Source organism: Pseudomonas sp. GWSMS-1, from assembly GCF_049847425.1.
Classification (GTDB): Bacteria; Pseudomonadota; Gammaproteobacteria; order Pseudomonadales; family Pseudomonadaceae; genus Aquipseudomonas.
Genome location: NZ_JBMHHV010000005.1, coordinates 34501 through 53069, shown reverse-complemented (window position 1 = coordinate 53069; position 18569 = coordinate 34501). Strand labels below are relative to the sequence as shown.

Sequence of the window (18569 nt, the reverse complement as noted above, 5' to 3'; positions counted from 1 at the left end):
GCGCCATGAGCACAGAAGCGCTGGAAAAGATGCTGGCCAAGGGTGTGGATAACGCCCTGCTGCGCTTCGGCTTGGGCAAGGGCTATCTGGACGCGGGCGACGGCTCGCGGGCGGCGCAGCACCTACAGTGCTGCGTGCAGTTCGACCCACAGTATTCGGCGGCCTGGAAGCTGCTCGGCAAAGCACTACTCGCCGCTGAGCAACCGCTAGCGGCACGCCAAGCCTGGGAGCAGGGCATGGCGGCTGCGCAAGGGCGGGGTGACAAGCAGGCGGAAAAGGAAATGACGGTGTTTCTGCGCAAGCTGGCGAAACAGCACCCCGCCGACTAGCGCTGACGGCGGGCCTGGCCATTTCCCTCATACTCCCAACCACAACCGTTTCTGGCCAGCGCTGGCTTGGCAATTGGCCTGAAAGTGCGACCGAACCCAGGTAATGCGCGCTGCCACCGCGACATGCACGGCAGCAACAAGCGCTTAACTCGCTGTGGCGACGCGCCTTACCATCAGCCGCGTAATGGCGTTGAGCAACATGCCGTAGAGCGGCACGAAGAGCAGCAAGCTGACCGCCAGCTTGATCACATAATCCACGCTGGCAATCTCGACCCAGTGCTCGGCCATAAACGGGTCGCTGCTGTGCCAAAAGGCGATGGCAAAGAACACCGCGGTATCCAGTAGATTGCCCAGTACCGTCGAGGCCGCCGGCGCGACCCACCATTGCCGCAAGTTGCGCAAACGGTCGAACACCTGGATATCCAGCAGTTGGCCGAGGGCATAGGCGAGGAAACTGGCCAGGGCGATACGCGCAACGAACAGGTTGAACTCCTGCAGCGCGGCAAACCCGGCAAAGCTACCGCTCTGGAACAGCACCGACACCGCATACGAGGCGAGCAAGGCGGGCAGCATGACCCGCGCGATGACTTTCCGCGCCGGCCCTTTGCCAAGCAAACGTACGGTGAGGTCAGTGGCCAGGAAGATAAACGGAAAGCTGAACGCACCCCAGGTGGTCTGCCAACCGAACAGGGTCATGGGCAGTTGTACCAGGTAGTTGCTGGCAATGATGATCAGCATGTGAAAGACGATCAGGCCGTCCAGAGCCGGGCGCCAGATCGACGGAGAGACCGTGGGCATGTCATGTCCTTTTTGAATGAGATGGGGTTAGGGAACCCATTGCCGCGGCAGGGCAGAGTAGCCGCGCGGCATTCTAGCGTTTTCTTGACCGAGAGGATGGTTTTCCTCGCGTAAACAGACCGCTGGTCAGCGTTCGATAAAGCGCAGGCCGATGCCGTCGGCGTCTACTCGCATGACTTCCATTTGCAGCACCGGTGCCTCGATCGGCAAATCCTGCACCTGGCCGGTAACAATCGTGCCGTAGGGCAGGGCCGCAAGGTCAGGATGTTTGACGTAGACGCCACCGTCAGAGAGGTCGCGGGTCTGCGCCACGACTTCACCGAAACTCGGGTGGCATATCTTGATCCGACACTTCATTGGGGTGCGAGGATGCTGGCGCTGACTGGGCATAAACCTGACCGTCCTCCATAAGGGTGGTGCGATTAATAGCGAAAAACCCTGAAACCGCCAAGCATTAATACTGAAAAGGTGCCACCTGGGCACCTCAACTCAATACCACTTAGCCTCACCGGCCGGCCGCTTTTTAAAGCGCTTCATGCTCCACATATACTGGCTCGGGTAGCTCCGCACATACCGCTCAATGACCCCACTCATGGCCGCAACAGCGGTGGCCGTGTCGCTGCTGTACATCTCCTCCGGCGCAGCCTCCAGAATCACCTTGAAGCCCGAACCATCGGGTAGACGCAGCGCATGCAGGAATACCCCGCAAGCTTTGCCGCCACTCAACATGCCAGACACGAACTTGCTGGTCAGCGCCTCGGTGCCGAGGAAGGGGACAAATACGCCAGAAGACAGGCTCGGCTCGGGATCGGCGGGAATCCCCACCGCACCGCCTCTGCGCACTTCCTTGATGACACTAAGGATGCCTTCCTTGGTCGACGGCGCGACCCGGTTACCCAGCTGCACACGCTGTTTACGCAGCAGCTCATCAACCGCCTTCAACTTCGGTGGCCGGAAAAAGATGATCGGTTTGCACTGCGCGCAGTAGAAATGGTTAAGCACTTCCCAGTTACCCAGGTGGCTGGTGATGCCGACCACACCTTTGCCGCTGGCCAGCGCCTGTTGCAGCACTTCCAGGCCCTCGACTTCACGCACCAGACCGATGGACTTCTGCGCCGGCCAGATCCAAGCGCAGGCGCTTTCGGTCAGGGTTCGGCCGATATCCATCAAGGAGTCGCGCAGCAAGCGCTGATGCGCCGCCTCGTCCAGCTCAGGAAAGCACTTGCGCAGGTTGATGCTGGCCACGTCACGCGAGCTGTTGGGCAGCTTCCACATCAGCCAACCAATCGCCGCCCCCACGGCCTGCACCGCGCGCCACGGCAGTAACGCGAATAAACGCAGAAAGCCCACCACCAGGGCACCTTTGAGCTTTTCCACAGGCAACTCCAGCCGATCAAAAGGCGCTTAGTGTAACCGGCCACGCGGCTCGGTGTTCAGTCGCGGCGCAACGCCGCATAGCGATCACAGTCGGTGGTGTGATCCATCACCATGCCGGTGGCCTGCATGTAGGCATAACAGATGGTCGGCCCGACGAAGGTGAAACCAGCCTTCTTCAAGGCCTTGCTCATGGCCTCGGCATCGGCGGTGATAGCCGGCACCTGGCTACGCTCGCTGAAGTGATTGATCGTCGGTGTACCGCCGACAAACGACCAAAGCAGCGCCACCGGGTCATCCAGTTTTAACCAAGCCTGGGCATTCTGCCGCGCGGCTTTAAGCTTGAGGCGATTACGGATGATCCCAGCATCGTGCATCAGCGTGTCTTCGATGTATTCATCGCTGAGCGCCGCCAAACGCTGCACATCAAAGCCGAACAACACCTCGCGATAACGCTCGCGCTTCTTCAGCACGGTGATCCACGACAAGCCGGCCTGAAAGCCTTCCAGCAACAACAACTCGAACAGCACCTGCGGGTCGCGCTGCGGCACGCCCCATTCCTGGTCGTGGTAGGCGATATACAGCGGATCATCGGTGCACCAGAAACAGCGCGGCATGCGGGTTTTCCTGAGCTTCGGTATACTCGCGGACTTTCTGAAGCCGCCAAAGTACGGGTGATATTTGTGAGCCAGACTACGCCTGCCGTGCGCACCTTCCAAGATTTGATCCTCGCCCTGCAGCAGTACTGGGCTGAGCAGGGCTGCGTAGTGATGCAGCCCTACGACATGGAAATGGGCGCGGGCACCTTCCACACCGCGACCTTCCTGCGTGCCATTGGCCCCGAGACCTGGAACGCCGCCTACGTGCAGCCTTCACGCCGTCCGGCCGACGGTCGCTACGGTGAAAACCCCAACCGTCTGCAGCACTACTACCAGTTTCAGGTGGTGTTGAAGCCGAACCCGGAGAACTTCCAGGAGCTCTACCTTGGCTCACTGAAAGCCATCGGCATCGACCCGCTGGTCCACGATATCCGCTTCGTCGAAGACAACTGGGAATCGCCAACCCTCGGCGCCTGGGGTCTGGGTTGGGAAATCTGGCTGAACGGCATGGAAGTCACCCAGTTCACCTACTTCCAGCAAGTCGGCGGTATCGAGTGCTACCCGGTGACCGGCGAGATCACCTATGGCCTGGAACGCCTGGCCATGTACATCCAGGGTGTCGACTCAGTCTATGACCTGGTGTGGACCGACGGCCAATTCGGCAAAGTCACCTATGGCGACGTGTTCCATCAGAACGAAGTGGAGCAATCGACCTACAACTTCGAACACGCCAACGTCGAGAAGCTGTTTGAGCTGTTCGACTTCTATGAGTCGGAAGCCAATCGCCTGATCGAGCTGGAGCTGCCGCTGCCGACTTACGAGATGGTGCTCAAGGCCTCGCACACCTTTAACTTGCTGGATGCACGCCGGGCGATCTCGGTGACCGCGCGTCAGCAGTACATCCTGCGTGTACGCGCCCTGGCCCGTTCGGTGGCGCAGAGCTACCTGCAAGCGCGACGCAAACTTGGCTTCCCGCTCGCCACCCCTGACCTGCGTGATGAAGTGTTAGCCAAGCTGGAGGCAGCAGAATGAGTACCCGTGATTTCCTGGTAGAACTGGGCACCGAAGAGCTGCCGCCGAAAGCCCTGAAAACCCTCGGTGAGGCCTTTTTGGCCGGTATCGAAAAAGGCCTGAAAGCCGCAGGCCTGTCCTACAGCGCCAGCCGCTATTACGCCGCACCGCGGCGCCTGGCCGTGTTGATCGAGCAGCTTGAAGAACAGCAAGCCGATCGCACGCAAAACATCGACGGCCCACCCGTGCAGGCAGCCTTCGATAAAGAAGGCAATCCAACTCAGGCAGCCCTTGGCTTTGCCAAGAAGTGCGGCGTTGAGCTGAGCCAGATTGACCAGAGCGGCCCCAAACTGAAGTTCTGCCAGAGCATTCCAGGCCAGGCCGCTGCTGGCGTACTGCCGGGCATCGTCGAAACTTCGTTGAACGAACTGCCGATCCCTAAGCGCATGCGCTGGGGAGCTCGTAAAACCGAATTCGTCCGTCCAACTCAGTGGCTGGTGATGTTGTTCGGTGATGAGGTGATCGACTGTGAAATCCTCGCCCAGCAAGCGGGTCGGGTTTCCCGTGGGCATCGCTTCCACGCCAACCACGAGGTGCGCATCAGCACGCCGGCCAGCTATGCCGAAGACCTGCGCGGCGCTTATGTGATTGCCGACTTCAATGAGCGCCGTGCACAGATCGCCGCGCGTATTGACCAGCTTGCCGCCGAGCAACAGGGCACCGCGATTGTGCCGCCCGCGCTGCTCGATGAAGTCAGCGCGCTGGTTGAGTGGCCAGTGCCGCTGGTGTGTTCCTTCGAGGAGCGCTTCCTGGAAGTGCCGCAAGAAGCACTGATCATCACCATGCAGGACAACCAGAAGTACTTCTGCCTGCTGGATGCCAACGGCAAGCTGCTGCCACGCTTTATCACCGTGGCCAACGTCGAGAGCAAAGACCCGGCGCAGATCATTTCCGGCAACGAGAAGGTGGTGCGTCCGCGCCTGACCGACGCCGAGTTCTTCTTCAAGCAGGACAAGAAGCAGAAGCTGGAAAGCTTCAACCAGCGCCTGGCCAATGTGGTGTTCCAGGCTCAGCTGGGTTCGGTATTCGACAAGGCGCAGCGGGTTTCTGCCCTGGCCGGTTTTATCGCCGAGCGCACCGCTGGCAACGCCACGAATGCCGCCCGCGCGGGCCTGCTGTGCAAGTGCGACCTGGCCAGTGAGATGGTGGGCGAGTTCCCGGAAATGCAGGGTATCGCCGGTTACTACTACGCCAAGCATGACGGCGAAGCCGAAGACGTGGCCCTGGCACTGAACGAGCAGTACATGCCGCGCGGTGCCGGTGCTGAACTGCCAAGCACCCTCACCGGTTCTGCCGTGGCCCTGGCTGACAAGCTGGATACCCTGGTCGGGATCTTCGGCATCGGCATGCTACCCACCGGCAGCAAAGACCCGTATGCCTTGCGCCGTGCGGCGCTGGGTGTGTTGCGGATTCTGATCGAGAAGCAGCTGGATCTTGACCTGGCCGACGCCGTTGCGTTCGCCATCAAGCAGTTTGGCGATAAAGTTAAAGCCGATGGCCTGGCCTCTCAGGTGCTGGACTTTATCTTTGACCGCCTGCGCGCGCGTTATGAAGACGAGGGCATCGAAGTGGCCGTGTACCAGGCTGTGCGTGCAGTCAGCCCGACCTCGCCGCTGGACTTCGATCAGCGCGTGCAAGCCGTGCAGGCGTTCCGCGCACTGCCTCAAGCCGCTGCTTTGGCAGCCGCCAACAAGCGCGTCTCCAACCTGTTGAGCAAGGCCGAAGGGCAAGTGGCGGCGAGCGTCGCCGCGCACTACTTCGACAACCCCAGCGAGTTCGCGTTGAATGCGGCTATTCAGCAAGCTGAGCAAGCGGTGCAACCGCTGGCTGCGGCGCGTCAGTACAACCTTGCCCTGAGCCAACTGGCGAACTTGCGCGAGCCGGTGGATGCGTTCTTCGAGGCCGTGCTGGTCAACGCCGAAGATCCAGCCGTGCGGGCTAACCGCTACGCGCTGCTGGCCAAGCTACGTGGCCTGTTCCTCGGTGTCGCTGACATCTCGGTACTCAGCTAACGCCTGCTAAATCGTAGGATGGGTTGAGCAAAGCGATACCCATCACCACCTTTACCGGGTGGCGGCCATCACCGCCAGCCGGTTCGGATTACCGCATGAAACTGCTGATTCTCGACCGCGACGGCGTAATCAATTACGACTCCGACGCCTATATCAAAAACCTTGACGAATGGATTCCCTTACCCGGCGCCATTGAGGCGATCGCGCGTCTGTCGCAGGCCGGTTGGACAGTTGCCGTTGCCACCAATCAATCCGGGGTGGCGCGCGGCTATTACGACCTGGCCACACTGGAGGCCATGCATGCCCGTTTACGCGAGCTGGTGGCGGAGCAGGGCGGCGAACTGGGTCTGATCGTGCACTGCATTCACGGCCCGGATGAGGGCTGCGCCTGCCGTAAACCGAAACCCGGGATGCTCGAGCAGATTGCTGCGTACTATGACGTCGCACTCAACGGTATCTGGTTTGTCGGTGACAGCAGCGGTGACCTGAAGGCCGCACAAACCGTCGACTGTCAGCCAGTTTTAGTAAAAACCGGCAAGGGTGAGCGTACCCTGGCGCAGGGATTGCCAGCGGGCACCCTGATATTCGATGATCTGGCGGCGGTTGCCGATCAGCTTCTCCACCTATAGAGCAGGCCCTGCCTGCGACGGTAAAAGCTCCTATGTCGACAGTGCAGACCCTCAGAACCTTCCTCTTCTATCTGTTGTTGTCTTTCAGCGCCTTCTTCTGGTGCAGCCTCAGCGTCTTTGTCGCGCCCTTTTTACCCTTTCGTGCCCGCTACCGGTTCGTCGTGCAGAACTGGTGCCGCTGCGCCACCTGGCTGGCCAAGGTGGTGGTCGGTATCCGTTACGAGATCAAGGGCCTGGAAAATATCCCAGAGCAGCCCTGTGTGATCCTGGCCAAGCACCAGAGCACCTGGGAGACCTTCTTCCTCTGTGGCTTCTTCGAGCCGCTGAGTCAGGTGGTCAAACGCGAGCTGCTGTATGTGCCGTTCTTCGGCTGGGCGATGGCCATGCTCAAGCCCATCGCCATCGACCGTAGCAACCCCAAGGCGGCACTCAAGCAACTGGCCAAAGTGGGCCATGAACGCTTGGAGCAGGGTGCCTGGGTATTGGTCTTCCCGGAAGGCACGCGTATTCCACCTGGCCAGATCGGCAAATTCAGCCGCGGTGGCGCCTCCCTCGCGGTCAACGCTAACCTGCCCGTGCTGCCGATTGCCCACAACGCCGGCGAGTTCTGGCCCAAGCAAGGCTGGGGCAAAACCCCGGGTACCGTCCAAGTGGTGATCGGCCCGCCGATGTACGCCGAAGGCACCGGCCCGCGCGCCATCGCTGAACTTAACGACCGCGCCTTTGCGTGGGTCAGTCAGGCACAGCGTGATATCGGCTCACTGGATACGCAGAACCAGCCCCTCGAAACTCAGGCGTCTGCCTGAGTAATCTATAGCCAGGCGCCCTACGGCATCGACTCCATTAGCTCGGAGCCCTAGGGAGTGCCTGCAGCCTGAAACGCTGGCTAGGGATACGTGAGGCGCTTTTCGGGCGCGCAACCCAGCCTGGAGGCTAGCGGCAGGCTTCAAGCCACAGCCTGAGTTGACCGCCTGTCAACGCCACCTGATTCCGGCAGTCAGCCACGACTACAAGTAGCGCACCTCACGTTCGATCACCTGATACCTCTATGGGTAGCTGCTGCAGTAAGTGGAGGTGGTCGGCGTCGATTAGCGGATTCGGCATCAGCTCGACGAGCTTTTAGCTGAGTTACTGGCGAACGCTATCACCCAGCTTTTTCTATTTCTTCAGTGCCGCGGCTAAAGGTCGTCCGGGCAACCTTCCCACGCTGAAAAGTAGCCAGCCCATCAACACTGAACGGAATGGTTGCTGTCCACGCTCAGCAAGATACTGCAGGGTTTGCCGCATAAACTCGGATGGGATGCCGCCGTAAGCACAATTGTTATTACGGCGACAGGGCAACTGATTTTTAGCAATTTCGCCGACTCGTTGTTCAGTCGACTGAAAAAATATCGTCTTTTCGCAGACAATAAAAAACCCGCCTAGGCGGGTTTGTTTCCTGACCATTTGACGTCCTGTCAGTGCGTCCTAGCGATGGTCAATCATCCTTGAATTCGAGCGCTTCCTTCGCTCTCTGGATGTACATAGATTAGTGCCGAGAGCCAACGGCAGATAGCGGCAAACACCACCACCTCGTGTAAGCCATTCACCATAGTTAACGCGACGGAAACTCGCTCGCCCCACTAATGCCTTCGCTAACTGCAGCGGAGAACTAATCACCTCAGCAAAGTCTTCCGTGCCGGTGCCCATTACGACCTATAACTTTAGCGTTTTGATTTCAGTCGCTGGAACTCAACTACCTGGCGCTATCGCTGCTATCAGGGTACGGCGGTGGGCTGGTGATATTTCGATGGCATACGGCTGAAAGTGGCACTGACAAAAAAGGCCTATGTCATCGAGGTCAGCGACTTTCCTCAATACCCGCGCGGGCAATAGAAACCTGTGTTGCGATCAGCCGGGGCGATATTGGGTAAGACTGCAGTACTGCCCGTTGGTGGAGCCAATTAGGCACGTTCTGCTAGCCCAGGTGCAGTAAAGCTGGCATTCAATTTACGCCTCGCCGGCATTACTTCACGAGCCGGATCCCCCCAGGTAACAAACAATGATTAATACCTCATCCCTCAGGTAACACCACCGGGTAGCACAGGAACAACCCTGAGCACTGATTGACCTATGTACACCTTCAAATTTTGTTAATAGCCTGATTTATATGGCTTTTTTATAAATGGCACAGGCTTTGCTTTATAGCTGGTACAAGAATAATAAAACCAGCAACACCGCGACTCGACTCTGACATAACAAAAACAACAGGCCAGATCGGTAGCAAACAGATTTTTTTGGAGAAAGTGGGCTTTTCCAGGTTTGACCCGGCAACCAGATAAAACAATAAAACTACCTAAAGGTAGCTGAGCTGGTTGGATCACCCCGTGACAATCGCAACACTAGCGTCCAAAAAAATACGTTTTCTCTTGGCCTCTCAAGGTCAGAAAAAGCTCGAGCAGCACAGCCGGTCATCAAAAATAACAACAGACCGCTCAACAATAAAAAGATGAAGCAACTAATTTGAGGGGAGCTAAGGCTCCCCTCAGTGCTTTCTGCTATTTGCCCGTCATCAGGCTGTTGTGGTGAACGCCGCAGTCCCTGCATTAGATTTCCTTCTGCGACGAAAGCACAGCCATCTTAAAATCGATGGCGCCTTTCCCTGCGATACACCAGCAGTTCAATCTCGCCTGTCACTGCGTAAAGAGCGCCAAACGGGCGCACTGTTTCATGCCTGGTTTAACTGTCACATCCCCCCTCAGCCAATTATCTAGCTGAAATAAAAAACCCCGCCAGCACTTAAGGCTGCGGGGTTTTTCATCGACTTAGCGTGACGACTAACGCTGACGTAAGGGTCGATTAACGTTAGCGCCCTCCAAAAAGTGTCGAGGGGCGACAAACCTGGCATTCAGAACCACAGGCAAACTCAATTAAATCAATGACTTACGAAAAGCAATGGGCACCATTATTGGCATGATTGAGCCACATAAAGTGGCATTTTCCGCCGAAATTACCGCAATAAATGGCATTTTCCGTAAGCCCCTGAAACGAGCCGGTCGCAGCACTACATTTCGGTAAGACAGCGGACGTGCTGGAGGAAGGCCTCAAGCCACGCCCTGGATTGACAACCTGTCAATGGAACCCAGATTACGGTGAATCCACCGAGTAGGAAACAGCCACTTTCCACCTCCGACAGACGGAAGCTTGGTGGCTGTATGAAGACTCGTTAACCATTTGCTAGCAGCTCCATTGAGCTGGACGAATCAGCAAATCGATAGCCCATAGCCTTGTAACCCGTTTGGCGCTTGCTCCACATACGGAGCAATGCAGGATGTCCAGCATCAATGAAGTCGATGATGCGCACATCAGCCTTACTTGCATGCTCCCGATGCAGGCGGCCCGCATACTGCTGGAGAGTGCCCTTCCAGGAAACTGGCATGGCCAGTACCAAGGTATCCAATGCTGGATGGTCGAACCCCTCTCCGACCAGTTTCCCGGTTGCCAGGATCACCCGTGGGGCATCGGGTGGCAGTGCTTCCAGTTCGCCAATTAGCGCAGCGCGTTGCTTCTTGGACATCCGCCCATGCAGCGTGAATAGGTTCTCGACCCGGCCAACCAGCTGTTCCTCAATGGCACTGAGGTGATCCGTTCGCTCTGTCAGCACCAGGATCTTCCGGCCTTGGTCAAAAGCCTCTCCGACCTCGGCAACAACCTTGGCTGTTCGCTCCGTGTCGTTGCACACCTGCAAGAAAACATCCTGGATGCCTGCTCCTTCAGGCATGACGATTGGTCGTGACAACCACTGAGGAGTCACGGCCAAATTAGTAGGAGCACTCTCGGGCCGGCTCGCGGTATGCCGAATGGGCCCGCACTGCATGAAGATAATCGGCTGCTTACCATCACGACGTATGGGTGTAGCAGTCAGCCCCACCACATATTTAAGGAGGGCCTCGAACGAAAAGGCTGACAGGTGGTGGCACTCATCTACGATGATTAGCCCGTAGTTTTTCACCTGCTCGCTGACTTCGCCCTGCCGCGACAAGGACTGCATTACGGCAATATCGATGATGCCTGTCGGCTTGGTCTTACCACCGCCGATGGTGCCGACTTTCGTTTTGTCTGCACCCAGAAACGCCTGCAACCGCTCCTTCCACTGCTGGAGCAACTCCGTCCGGTGCACCAGCACCAGCGTGTTCACACCACGCCGGGCAATCAGCGCGGCAGCCGTGACGGTTTTTCCAAAAGCCGTGGGTGCACAGAGAATCCCGACGTCATGCGCCAGCATGCCTTCGAGAGCAGCCTCTTGATCCGGGCGTAGCGTGCCCGCAAAGCGGACATCAATGGGCTCTCCTGCGAAGCGCTCATCGTGCAGCACCAGCTCAATCCCGTTGTCATGCAGCAACGTCCTCACGTCATCCAAGCAGCCACGGGGCAAGGCGATATGCTGAAGAAAGTTTTCCGCGCAGCCAATGTGTGTATTCCAGTGATGCTGCCCACCGGTTCCAGTGATTGTGACCCGCCCGTGCTGGAGGTTCTGCCTAGCCATTCCAGTGGTTGTGATCCACTGCGCCGACGATCCTGCCCCATCCCTAAGGCATGTAGGTGCGTAATTGCACGGACTTGACCACCTTATTGCATCCGTACTGACCACTCATTTGCATTGCACTTGACCAGGCGGTTGCATTCGATTTGACTACCGATTTGCATCGGGTTTGACCCGCACGCTTAGTAACCATGATCGGCTGAGAGCTGGCCATTGCTGCCGGTGGCGACAGGCAGAAATCGGCCAATAGCGGTCGCTCACCAAGGGCTGTTTCCGACCCAGGCTGGGTGAAAACGCATGCGTCGTTTTGAAGTCTGCGTTGCTACGTAAAATCTGCCAGCGTTTGGTTGGTCAGCCAGACCTGAACTTTGCGTAGGAACGCGATTTTGATTGCGATTCTGACTGCCAAACTCGCTCTAAAACGTTTTCACACAGCCTGGACCCCAAGCGGACGTTAACTGTTTGTCGACTGTACATGGATCGCTAAGCTTCGCGCAGGTGCGCATGGCAGCGCCACTTTCCGGGCGGACTGTTAGTCCAGCGACTGAATGCCCGCGAAAAACTGGCCGCCTCGGCGTAGCCTAGACGTTGGGCGATGCTGGTAAGGTCCAGACGCGAGTCGCTCAGCAGGCGCTCGGCCAAACGCTGCTTGATTTGCTCGTTGAGCTGTTGGAACGAGTGACCTTCACTCGCCAAACGGCGCAACAAGGTGCGCTCGGAAAGGCCCAGGCGCTGGGCCACCATCCGGCTGCTGAGCAGCGTGGCCGAGTCGCGGATCAACACCTGTTGCACCAAACGCGCGGTGGGCGCCTTGACCAGGCTGTGGGAGATCTCGGTACATAGCCGCTCACACAGTTGCTCGCCCTCACTGTGGGCACTGATGTGCGCCTGCGGCAGGGTGAAGGTCAGGTCGGCATTGGAAAACAGGATGCCGTTGCGCCCGGCCTCGAACTGCACCGGATAGGCAAATTCCCCCTGCAACGCGGCGAGATCCGCAGGTGCGCTGCTGGTCATCTCGATAGCCAGGGGGCAAGGGGGCGCTGCAGTAACTCGCACGCCACGCCCAGGCACGCGGAGAGTCCGCGCTCGATAACAAAGGCGCGAGCATCCTGCGGCAGTACGCTGGCATCGAACAGTAACCAGCTACCGCGTCGCTCCACTTCGATTCGCGCCGGGCACAGCGTCAGCGCTAACAGTTGAAAACGGCTGAAGGTGGCAAACGCCTCTCCCAGCGTGCGACTGGCGAGCATGGTGAAACCGAGCAAGCCCAGTGACGTCAGGTGATAGCGCTGCCCGGCAGCGAATCCCAGGCCCGGTCGGCCGGCGTGTTCGAGCAAGTTGCGGATTACCGCCAGCTCTTGCCAGGCCTCGATCTGCGCGTTGCGCTGCTGCAGTGTTTCGCTGGAGATGGCGCTGCCTATCAGGCAGCTCGCGGCCTCCACCCCTTCGGCCTGGGCGGTTTCTAGCAGGTAACGTACGCCCGTCAGGGCACGGTTTTGGCGCCAGTCCACCGGGCAACCCTCCATTCAAAATAGTCTTGGCGGTAATTATCATTTTTTGGCTGTAATAATCATGGCTAGCCTAGCAGCCGCCACGCATTCTGTAAGCACTCCAACAACAAAAGAGTGCGAGCCATGAGCGAGTTCATCTACACCCTGCCTAGCCATAACCGTGCTGCCAGTTACAGTCACATTCGTGTAACCCCGACCACCGGCGCCATCGGTGCGGACGTCGAAAATCTTGATCTGACGCGTCTGAGCGACGAGGGCTTTGCCGAGTTGCGCCAGGCGCTGCTCGCCCACAAGGTGATCTTCATCCGCGACCAGGCCCTGAGCGTTGCTGACCTGGAGCGGGTTACCCAGCACCTCGGTGAGTTTGGCCGCGAACCCTATGTGACCTGCATGGCCGATCATCCGCACGTGGTACACGTGGTCAAGGAAGCCTCCGAAAAAGCACCCTTCGTATTCGGTGGTGCTTGGCATACCGACTGGACCTTTCAGGAGCGCCCGCCAGCATTCACCCTGCTCTATGGGCACGACATTCCTCCCTATGGCGGCGATACCTGCTACGCCAATCTGGCCCTGGCGTATGAGTGGCTATCGCCTGGGATGCAAGCGCTGCTGGAAAACCTCGACGCGGTGCACAGCCCGGAAATGGCCTATGGCGTTAACGCCAAGCACAACGCGCTGCTGGAAAACATGGCGATCAACTACGGTAGCGATACCTCGGCTGACGAGCGCAGCCACCCGTTGGTAACCCGCCACCCGGAAACCGGGAAAAAGGTGTTGTTCATCAACCCGGCCTACACCACAGGCATCAAAGGCCTGCGTACGGAAGAGTCGCGTCCACTGCTTGACTACCTGTTCAAACTGGCCACCTCGGAAGCCTTCACTTGCCGTATGCGCTGGCGTCAGGGAACCCTGGCGATCTGGGATAACCGCAGCACCTGGCATATGCCAGTGGCCGACTACCACGGCATGCGGCGCGAAATGTTCCGCACCACCGTGATCGGCGAAGTACCCAGCCGATGAGTGCGCCGGTGGCAATTACCGAACCGCGCCTGCTCGGCGCGGCCCACTGCCTGGCAACGGCACGGCTCGAGCGGCATCCCGTGCCACGGGTTAGCGAAACTTTCGCCCTGGCCAACCTGGATGAAGCCTATGCCGTGCAAGCCGCTGGCATGCAGCAGGCGTTGGCTCAAGGCCGCCGTCTTTGCGGGGCCAAGGCTGGGCTGACCTCGGCGGCCCTGCGTGCAGCGCTCAAGGTCGACGAGCCGGTGTATGGGCGGCTGTTCGCGGACACGGCGTGCCTCTCAGGTGAAGCCATCGCCTGGGAGCGCCTGCTGCAACCGAAAGTCGAGATCGAGCTGGCATTGGTGCTCGGCCACGATCTGCCGGCTGGCGAGATCAGCCATGAGCAGTTTCTGGCCTGTATTGCGGGTGCGGTGCCGGCACTGGAAATCAACGACTCGGCCATCATCGGCTGGCAGTTGACCTTGATGGATGCGGTCGCTGACAACATTTCATCCGGGCTTTATGTGTTGGGTGATCAGCCCGTGCCGCTGGCGCAACTGCCTACGCCAAACCTGCTGATCAGCCTGCATAAAAATGCCCAGCCGGTGCTGCTCGACACCAGCGTAGCGCTGCATGACTGCCTCGCCACCGGCCTTTGGCTGGTGCGCAAGCTGGCCCGGCGCGGCCAGCCATTACGTGCCGGAGATGTGCTGTTGACCGGAGCGCTGGCGCCGATGCTCGACGTCGGTCCTGGCGATCACGTGCGCATGGTGATGGGCGAGCACGGCGCAGTGGAGTGCTCATTCGCAGGCACCACAGCCTAGAGAACCACGCATCGGGCACAACGGCCCATTAGAAGCGGCGCTGATTGAAATCCGCCATAAAAAGTACAAGAAGCGAGAGCCATCAGAATGCAGTACGAAGAGTTTGATTACGTCATTGTCGGTGCCGGTTCGGCAGGCTGTGTATTGGCCAGTCGCCTGAGCGAAGACCCCAGTGTGTCTGTCTGTTTGCTGGAATCCGGCGGGCCGGATAAGAGCGTGTTGATTCACGCCCCGGCCGGCTTCGTTGGCATGGTGGCAACCTCTTACAACAACTGGGCATTCGACACCGTCCCGCAGCAGCACATGGACAACCGCAAGCGTTACCAGCCGCGTGGCAAGACGCTGGGTGGTTCTAGCTCCATCAACGCCATGCTCTATGTGCGCGGTAACCGCTGGGACTACGACCATTGGGCCAGCCTGGGCAATCCTGGTTGGTCGTATGAGGATGTGTTGCCGTACTTCAAACGTGCGGAAAACAACGAGACCCACGGCGCCAGCGAATACCACGGCGCGGGTGGCCCGCTGAACGTTGCCGAACTGCGCACGCCAAGTGAGCTGAGCAAGGCGTTTATCGATGCCGCAGTGCTCAATGGCATACCGACCACCCGCGACTACAACGGCGTCGATCAATTCGGTTCGTTCATGTACCAGGTAACGCAGAAAAATGGCGAGCGCTGCAGTGCAGCCAAGGCTTATCTGACGCCTAACCTGTCGCGCCCCAATCTATGTGTGAAGACCCATGCGCTGTCGGCCAAGATCATCATGCAAGGCAAGCGCGCCTGTGGCATTGCCTATTACCAGGGCAGTGAAGCTAAGGAAGTCCGGGCGCGTCGTGAAGTCATCCTCAGTGCAGGCACCTTTGGTTCGCCGCAGCTGCTCCTGCTCTCGGGTATAGGCCCGGCCAAGGACTTGCAGGCGGTGGGCATACCCGTGGTACACGACCTGCCTGGCGTCGGCGAAAACCTGCAAGATCACATCGATCACGTGCAGAGCTACATCAGTGCCAGCGACAGCCAGACCTTCGGATTGTCCTTGAATGGCGCTATAAAAATGGCCAAGGGGGTGTTCGAATGGCGCAAGCAGCGTACCGGCATGATCACTAGTTCGATCGCCGAAGCCGGGGCTTTTGTACGCTCCTCAACCGAGGTGCAAGCACCTGACTTGCAACTGGTTTTTGTGGTGGCGCTGGTTGATGATCACGGTCGCAAAATGCACACCAGGCACGGCTTTTCCTGCCATGTTGAAGTGCTGCGCCCCTACAGCCGTGGCACGGTCAAACTGGCCAGCGCCGACCCGCGAGTGCCACCGAAGATCGACCCCAATTTTCTTGCCGATCCACGCGACCTCGAGCTGTTGGTCAAGGGTGTGCAGTTGCAGATGGACATTCTGCAAAGCAGCCCGCTGCAACCGTGGCGCGGCAAGATGCTCTATCCCGTCCAGCGCGATGACACGGCAGGCATTATTGCCGATATCCGGGCGCGGGCCGACACCCAGTACCACCCGACCAGTACCTGCAAGATGGGGCCGGCCTCTGATGCGTTGGCCGTGGTCGATGCGCAATTGCGTGTACACGGGCTTGAGGGGTTGCGGGTGGTGGACGCCTCGATCATGCCGACAGTGACTGGCGGCAACACCAATGCACCGACCATCATGATTGCCGAGAAAGCCGCCGATATGATTCGTCAGGCGCAGTAGCTGGTGAGCAACTGCACAGACTTGAGTCGAGGGGCCACCCTACTGCCTCTCGGCGTTTCACCTCTGCGTCGGCGGCGCGGAGTTGGTCAGGTTCCTACGTTAAATCTGCGCTAGTTCGGCCATTCCAAGAGCTAGAATTTTCGTAGAGGCGTGATTTCTGCGTCGATTTCGACGACTGCGTCTGCTCAAAAGTATTTTTACACAGCCTCGGCCGAAACCGACGACCACGACGGGCAGCTATTGGCCGATTTCTGCCCTTCATGACCGGCAGCTGTCGGCCAGCCGGGTGCGCTCTAAAGCGTCCAGGGAATTGGGGGCTTTCAGTACGGGAGCAGGTATTTACCCTGCGAGATCGACTGAAGGTGATTCATATAGCTGTTGAGTCCTTCGAGGACCTCTCCGATTTTGTTTGGGTTAGCTCTACCAAAAATTACGCTGAGGGCCACGTTCACGTCGGGTCTCGCCCGAATCCTTTGCGAAACCAGGTCGAAACCCGAACGCTGCACAATCAAATAAATTGCTTCCTCAAGGGTAATGATCTTTTCCCAGAGGCTATCTACGATGGGTACTTCTGATATCTCAGAGAGGGCGATAAGGGCTCGTTTATCGCCGGTGATGAGGGCGTCGTCTTCGTCTTGGCTTACGGCCGCAAACAAGATCGCTTCTCCGCTGTCGATATCCGGCCGATTTAGCTCGAGGATCGTATTAGCCGAGTCGGTGACTACTTGGACCTCTGTCGCAGCCTCGACGAGCCGCTGAGCCGTCACAACAGCGTCTTGTGATCCCAATTTCTTTAGGGCGGCGTCGGGTTTGTTAAGCCTGAGCTGAAAACGAAGCTGTGGAAGTATCGCGAAGTCGCTGAGCGGGCACTCAAGAGCGAGCGCAAGCTCGTCTAGAAGCAAGTACTGACAAAGGGACTTGGCTGCGTCGCTATCAAGTAGGTACACGTGTGACTGACCCGAAGCCTTGGATAGCTAGCACGTGCTCCCGATTCTCGTCGCTAAGAGCTCCGAGATCGGTACTTTGCATGAACCACTGATTAAGCACCTCGATCGCCCCTCTGGGGTCTGCGATATAACCCAAGGCCTGATTTGCTCGGGCCCAATCGTCATTCTCTCTGGCGTAGGAAAGAATTAGGTGGCCGGGGTCGACTCCAAGTTGTTCTCCAGCTATGACAGCATTCGAGGCTAGTACTGCTGCGGAGTCTGGTCGTCCGATAGCTTTAAGCACGTTTGTATGCCCGTTCCTCAAAAGTGCGAGAGCGAAAGAGTCAGCCTCTTTCTCCTCCGCATCCTTCCTGGTGGCGTCACTCCCGGCCAAGGCATCGGTGACTTCGGCAATGTCCTCGTCTATGAGAACACCATTTTCACCGACGTGGCCGCATACGATATGAGCGAGTTCATGTGCTAGGACGAACAACTGTCGAGCGTGCTGGGGGCTATTAAATCCTAAAACAATTGCGGGTCTGCCTTGAACGCTAACGGCCATACCTGTCATCCGCTTCGACGTTTTGGGCAAATCCTTGAGAAACAACACAGGAATGCCCTGAGCCCAGCAAAGCGCCAGAAGCCCTTCAAAACCTACGCTATTCGTACCCGAGATCTGGCGAACTAGGTGCCCGATATAATTCGGGTCAGGGGGTAAGGGGCTGTATGGGGCTCCGGCACTGAAAATTGAAAGTCGAGCCAACGCCATGCCAAGGCTGGCCGCTATGTTTAGCGCCCCTTCCTCTGTACCTCTTCTTCGCTTGAATCGAGCGTTGGGCGTAGCCGCGTCGATTGCAAGACTGCCGTCTTGGGCAAAATTTACAACCAAGCCCAAGCGTTGCTTAAGCAACAGTGCAAATTGGAAGGCTCCAGCGCTGGTCTTGAAGAGGCTGTGATCCCACCAATCGGGCAATAGTCTCTCAACATAAGGGCGCGGATATCCTGCAGCCTTAAGACTTTCGAAGGCGGACTTCACTGTTATTGGAGTCGTTGCGTCATGCATAGCACCCTCCCATAACATTAGATTCCAGCATCATTTTCACATGCAGGCCCTTCGGTGGGCAAAGAGCAGTTCAGCAAGGCGACGAGCGTGCTCCTCACTGCCATCCCACACGTTTGCCAAACTATCCATCAAGACATCTGAAGTCCGAGGGTCAGGCAATTCCAGCTCTAGCGAGATTTTTGCATAAATGCATAATTCCCGGTGAGTCTTTGTA

The 18569-nt window shown here is 58.2% G+C and carries 17 protein-coding genes and 1 pseudogene; 8 read left to right on the top strand and 10 right to left on the bottom strand.

What is annotated here, in order from left to right; all coding sequences use genetic code 11:
* Positions 1–5 precede the first annotated feature (5 nt).
* On the top strand, positions 6–329 hold the full coding sequence (locus ACEPAJ_RS03565; protein ID WP_425913584.1) for a hypothetical protein: 324 nt from the start codon (positions 6–8) through the stop codon (positions 327–329).
* A 144-nt stretch (positions 330–473) separates the two neighbouring features.
* Here ACEPAJ_RS03565 and ACEPAJ_RS03560 read toward each other — a convergent pair whose 3' ends face one another.
* The 4 genes from ACEPAJ_RS03560 to ACEPAJ_RS03545 all read right to left on the bottom strand — a co-directional run bounded on the left by ACEPAJ_RS03560 (position 474) and on the right by ACEPAJ_RS03545 (position 3118).
* Positions 474–1127, bottom strand: coding sequence for a 7-cyano-7-deazaguanine/7-aminomethyl-7-deazaguanine transporter (locus ACEPAJ_RS03560; protein WP_425913582.1), 654 nt, complete (start codon positions 1125–1127; stop codon positions 474–476).
* 126 nt (positions 1128–1253) lie between these two features.
* The gene (locus ACEPAJ_RS03555) at positions 1254–1517 is read right to left on the bottom strand and encodes a PilZ domain-containing protein (RefSeq protein WP_274089010.1); all 264 of its coding nucleotides are present in this window, start codon (positions 1515–1517) and stop codon (positions 1254–1256) included.
* Positions 1518–1616: 99 nt separating this feature from the next.
* Positions 1617–2504: a lysophospholipid acyltransferase gene (locus ACEPAJ_RS03550; protein WP_425913581.1), complete on the bottom strand. Its 888-nt coding sequence runs from the start codon at positions 2502–2504 to the stop codon at positions 1617–1619.
* 56 nt (positions 2505–2560) lie between these two features.
* Positions 2561–3118, bottom strand: a complete 558-nt coding sequence (locus ACEPAJ_RS03545; protein WP_425913579.1) for a DNA-3-methyladenine glycosylase I — start codon at positions 3116–3118, stop codon at positions 2561–2563.
* Positions 3119–3184: 66 nt separating this feature from the next.
* On the opposite strand from ACEPAJ_RS03545, the gene glyQ reads away from it, so the two are divergent.
* The 4 genes from glyQ (at position 3185) to ACEPAJ_RS03525 (ending at position 7618) form a co-directional block, all read left to right on the top strand.
* Complete coding sequence (gene glyQ / locus ACEPAJ_RS03540; protein WP_274089013.1) at positions 3185–4132, top strand: glycine--tRNA ligase subunit alpha; 948 nt, start codon at positions 3185–3187, stop codon at positions 4130–4132.
* A complete protein-coding gene (gene glyS, locus ACEPAJ_RS03535; protein ID WP_425913576.1) occupies positions 4129–6183 on the top strand; it encodes a glycine--tRNA ligase subunit beta in 2055 nt (684 codons plus the stop codon). The genes glyQ and glyS overlap by 4 nt, the downstream gene beginning before the upstream one ends.
* A gap of 95 nt (positions 6184–6278) precedes the next feature.
* Positions 6279–6812: a D-glycero-beta-D-manno-heptose 1,7-bisphosphate 7-phosphatase gene (gmhB, locus tag ACEPAJ_RS03530; RefSeq protein ID WP_425913574.1), complete on the top strand. Its 534-nt coding sequence runs from the start codon at positions 6279–6281 to the stop codon at positions 6810–6812.
* A 32-nt stretch (positions 6813–6844) separates the two neighbouring features.
* Positions 6845–7618, top strand: coding sequence for a lysophospholipid acyltransferase family protein (locus ACEPAJ_RS03525; protein WP_425913572.1), 774 nt, complete (start codon positions 6845–6847; stop codon positions 7616–7618).
* A gap of 352 nt (positions 7619–7970) precedes the next feature.
* Here ACEPAJ_RS03525 and ACEPAJ_RS03520 read toward each other — a convergent pair whose 3' ends face one another.
* The 4 genes and pseudogenes from ACEPAJ_RS03520 to ACEPAJ_RS03505 all read right to left on the bottom strand — a co-directional run bounded on the left by ACEPAJ_RS03520 (position 7971) and on the right by ACEPAJ_RS03505 (position 12845).
* The gene (locus tag ACEPAJ_RS03520) at positions 7971–8258 is read right to left on the bottom strand and encodes a hypothetical protein (RefSeq protein WP_425913571.1); all 288 of its coding nucleotides are present in this window, start codon (positions 8256–8258) and stop codon (positions 7971–7973) included.
* 1759 nt (positions 8259–10017) lie between these two features.
* A pseudogene (locus ACEPAJ_RS03515) lies at positions 10018–11274 on the bottom strand (DEAD/DEAH box helicase family protein); the annotation flags it as partial.
* A 543-nt stretch (positions 11275–11817) separates the two neighbouring features.
* Complete coding sequence (locus ACEPAJ_RS03510) at positions 11818–12348, bottom strand: helix-turn-helix transcriptional regulator (RefSeq protein WP_425913569.1); 531 nt, start codon at positions 12346–12348, stop codon at positions 11818–11820.
* The gene (locus ACEPAJ_RS03505; protein WP_425913568.1) at positions 12345–12845 is read right to left on the bottom strand and encodes an AraC family transcriptional regulator ligand-binding domain-containing protein; all 501 of its coding nucleotides are present in this window, start codon (positions 12843–12845) and stop codon (positions 12345–12347) included. The genes ACEPAJ_RS03510 and ACEPAJ_RS03505 overlap by 4 nt, the downstream gene beginning before the upstream one ends.
* Before the next feature lie 123 nt (positions 12846–12968).
* On the opposite strand from ACEPAJ_RS03505, the gene ACEPAJ_RS03500 reads away from it, so the two are divergent.
* The 3 genes from ACEPAJ_RS03500 (at position 12969) to ACEPAJ_RS03490 (ending at position 16366) form a co-directional block, all read left to right on the top strand.
* Positions 12969–13865 (top strand): TauD/TfdA dioxygenase family protein, encoded by an 897-nt coding sequence (locus tag ACEPAJ_RS03500; RefSeq protein ID WP_011544399.1) that lies wholly within the window; start codon positions 12969–12971, stop codon positions 13863–13865.
* 8 nt (positions 13866–13873) lie between these two features.
* Positions 13874–14671, top strand: a complete 798-nt coding sequence (locus tag ACEPAJ_RS03495; protein WP_199148737.1) for a 2-keto-4-pentenoate hydratase — start codon at positions 13874–13876, stop codon at positions 14669–14671.
* Positions 14672–14758: 87 nt separating this feature from the next.
* Positions 14759–16366, top strand: a complete 1608-nt coding sequence (locus ACEPAJ_RS03490) for a GMC family oxidoreductase (protein ID WP_011544397.1) — start codon at positions 14759–14761, stop codon at positions 16364–16366.
* Positions 16367–16686: 320 nt separating this feature from the next.
* Here ACEPAJ_RS03490 and ACEPAJ_RS03485 read toward each other — a convergent pair whose 3' ends face one another.
* Together ACEPAJ_RS03485 and ACEPAJ_RS03480 are read right to left on the bottom strand one after the other, a co-directional pair.
* On the bottom strand, positions 16687–17313 hold the full coding sequence (locus ACEPAJ_RS03485; protein WP_024014382.1) for a hypothetical protein: 627 nt from the start codon (positions 17311–17313) through the stop codon (positions 16687–16689).
* A complete protein-coding gene (locus tag ACEPAJ_RS03480; protein WP_160328544.1) occupies positions 17300–18355 on the bottom strand; it encodes an ImmA/IrrE family metallo-endopeptidase in 1056 nt (351 codons plus the stop codon). Before ACEPAJ_RS03480 ends, ACEPAJ_RS03485 begins: the two co-directional genes overlap by 14 nt.
* Between the last annotated feature and the right edge of the window lie 214 nt (positions 18356–18569).

Coding starts and splice junctions, on each gene's coding strand:
- ACEPAJ_RS03510 (WP_425913569.1), bottom strand. CDS start 12,348: ATGACCAGCAGCGCACCTGCGGATCTCGCCGCGTTGCAGGGGGAATTT.
- ACEPAJ_RS03560 (WP_425913582.1), bottom strand. CDS start 1,127: ATGCCCACGGTCTCTCCGTCGATCTGGCGCCCGGCTCTGGACGGCCTG.
- ACEPAJ_RS03480 (WP_160328544.1), bottom strand. CDS start 18,355: ATGCATGACGCAACGACTCCAATAACAGTGAAGTCCGCCTTCGAAAGT.
- ACEPAJ_RS03490 (WP_011544397.1), top strand. CDS start 14,759: ATGCAGTACGAAGAGTTTGATTACGTCATTGTCGGTGCCGGTTCGGCA.
- ACEPAJ_RS03500 (WP_011544399.1), top strand. CDS start 12,969: ATGAGCGAGTTCATCTACACCCTGCCTAGCCATAACCGTGCTGCCAGT.
- ACEPAJ_RS03545 (WP_425913579.1), bottom strand. CDS start 3,118: ATGCCGCGCTGTTTCTGGTGCACCGATGATCCGCTGTATATCGCCTAC.
- ACEPAJ_RS03520 (WP_425913571.1), bottom strand. CDS start 8,258: ATGGTCAGGAAACAAACCCGCCTAGGCGGGTTTTTTATTGTCTGCGAA.
- ACEPAJ_RS03555 (WP_274089010.1), bottom strand. CDS start 1,517: ATGCCCAGTCAGCGCCAGCATCCTCGCACCCCAATGAAGTGTCGGATC.
- glyS (WP_425913576.1), top strand. CDS start 4,129: ATGAGTACCCGTGATTTCCTGGTAGAACTGGGCACCGAAGAGCTGCCG.
- ACEPAJ_RS03525 (WP_425913572.1), top strand. CDS start 6,845: ATGTCGACAGTGCAGACCCTCAGAACCTTCCTCTTCTATCTGTTGTTG.
- gmhB (WP_425913574.1), top strand. CDS start 6,279: ATGAAACTGCTGATTCTCGACCGCGACGGCGTAATCAATTACGACTCC.
- ACEPAJ_RS03565 (WP_425913584.1), top strand. CDS start 6: ATGAGCACAGAAGCGCTGGAAAAGATGCTGGCCAAGGGTGTGGATAAC.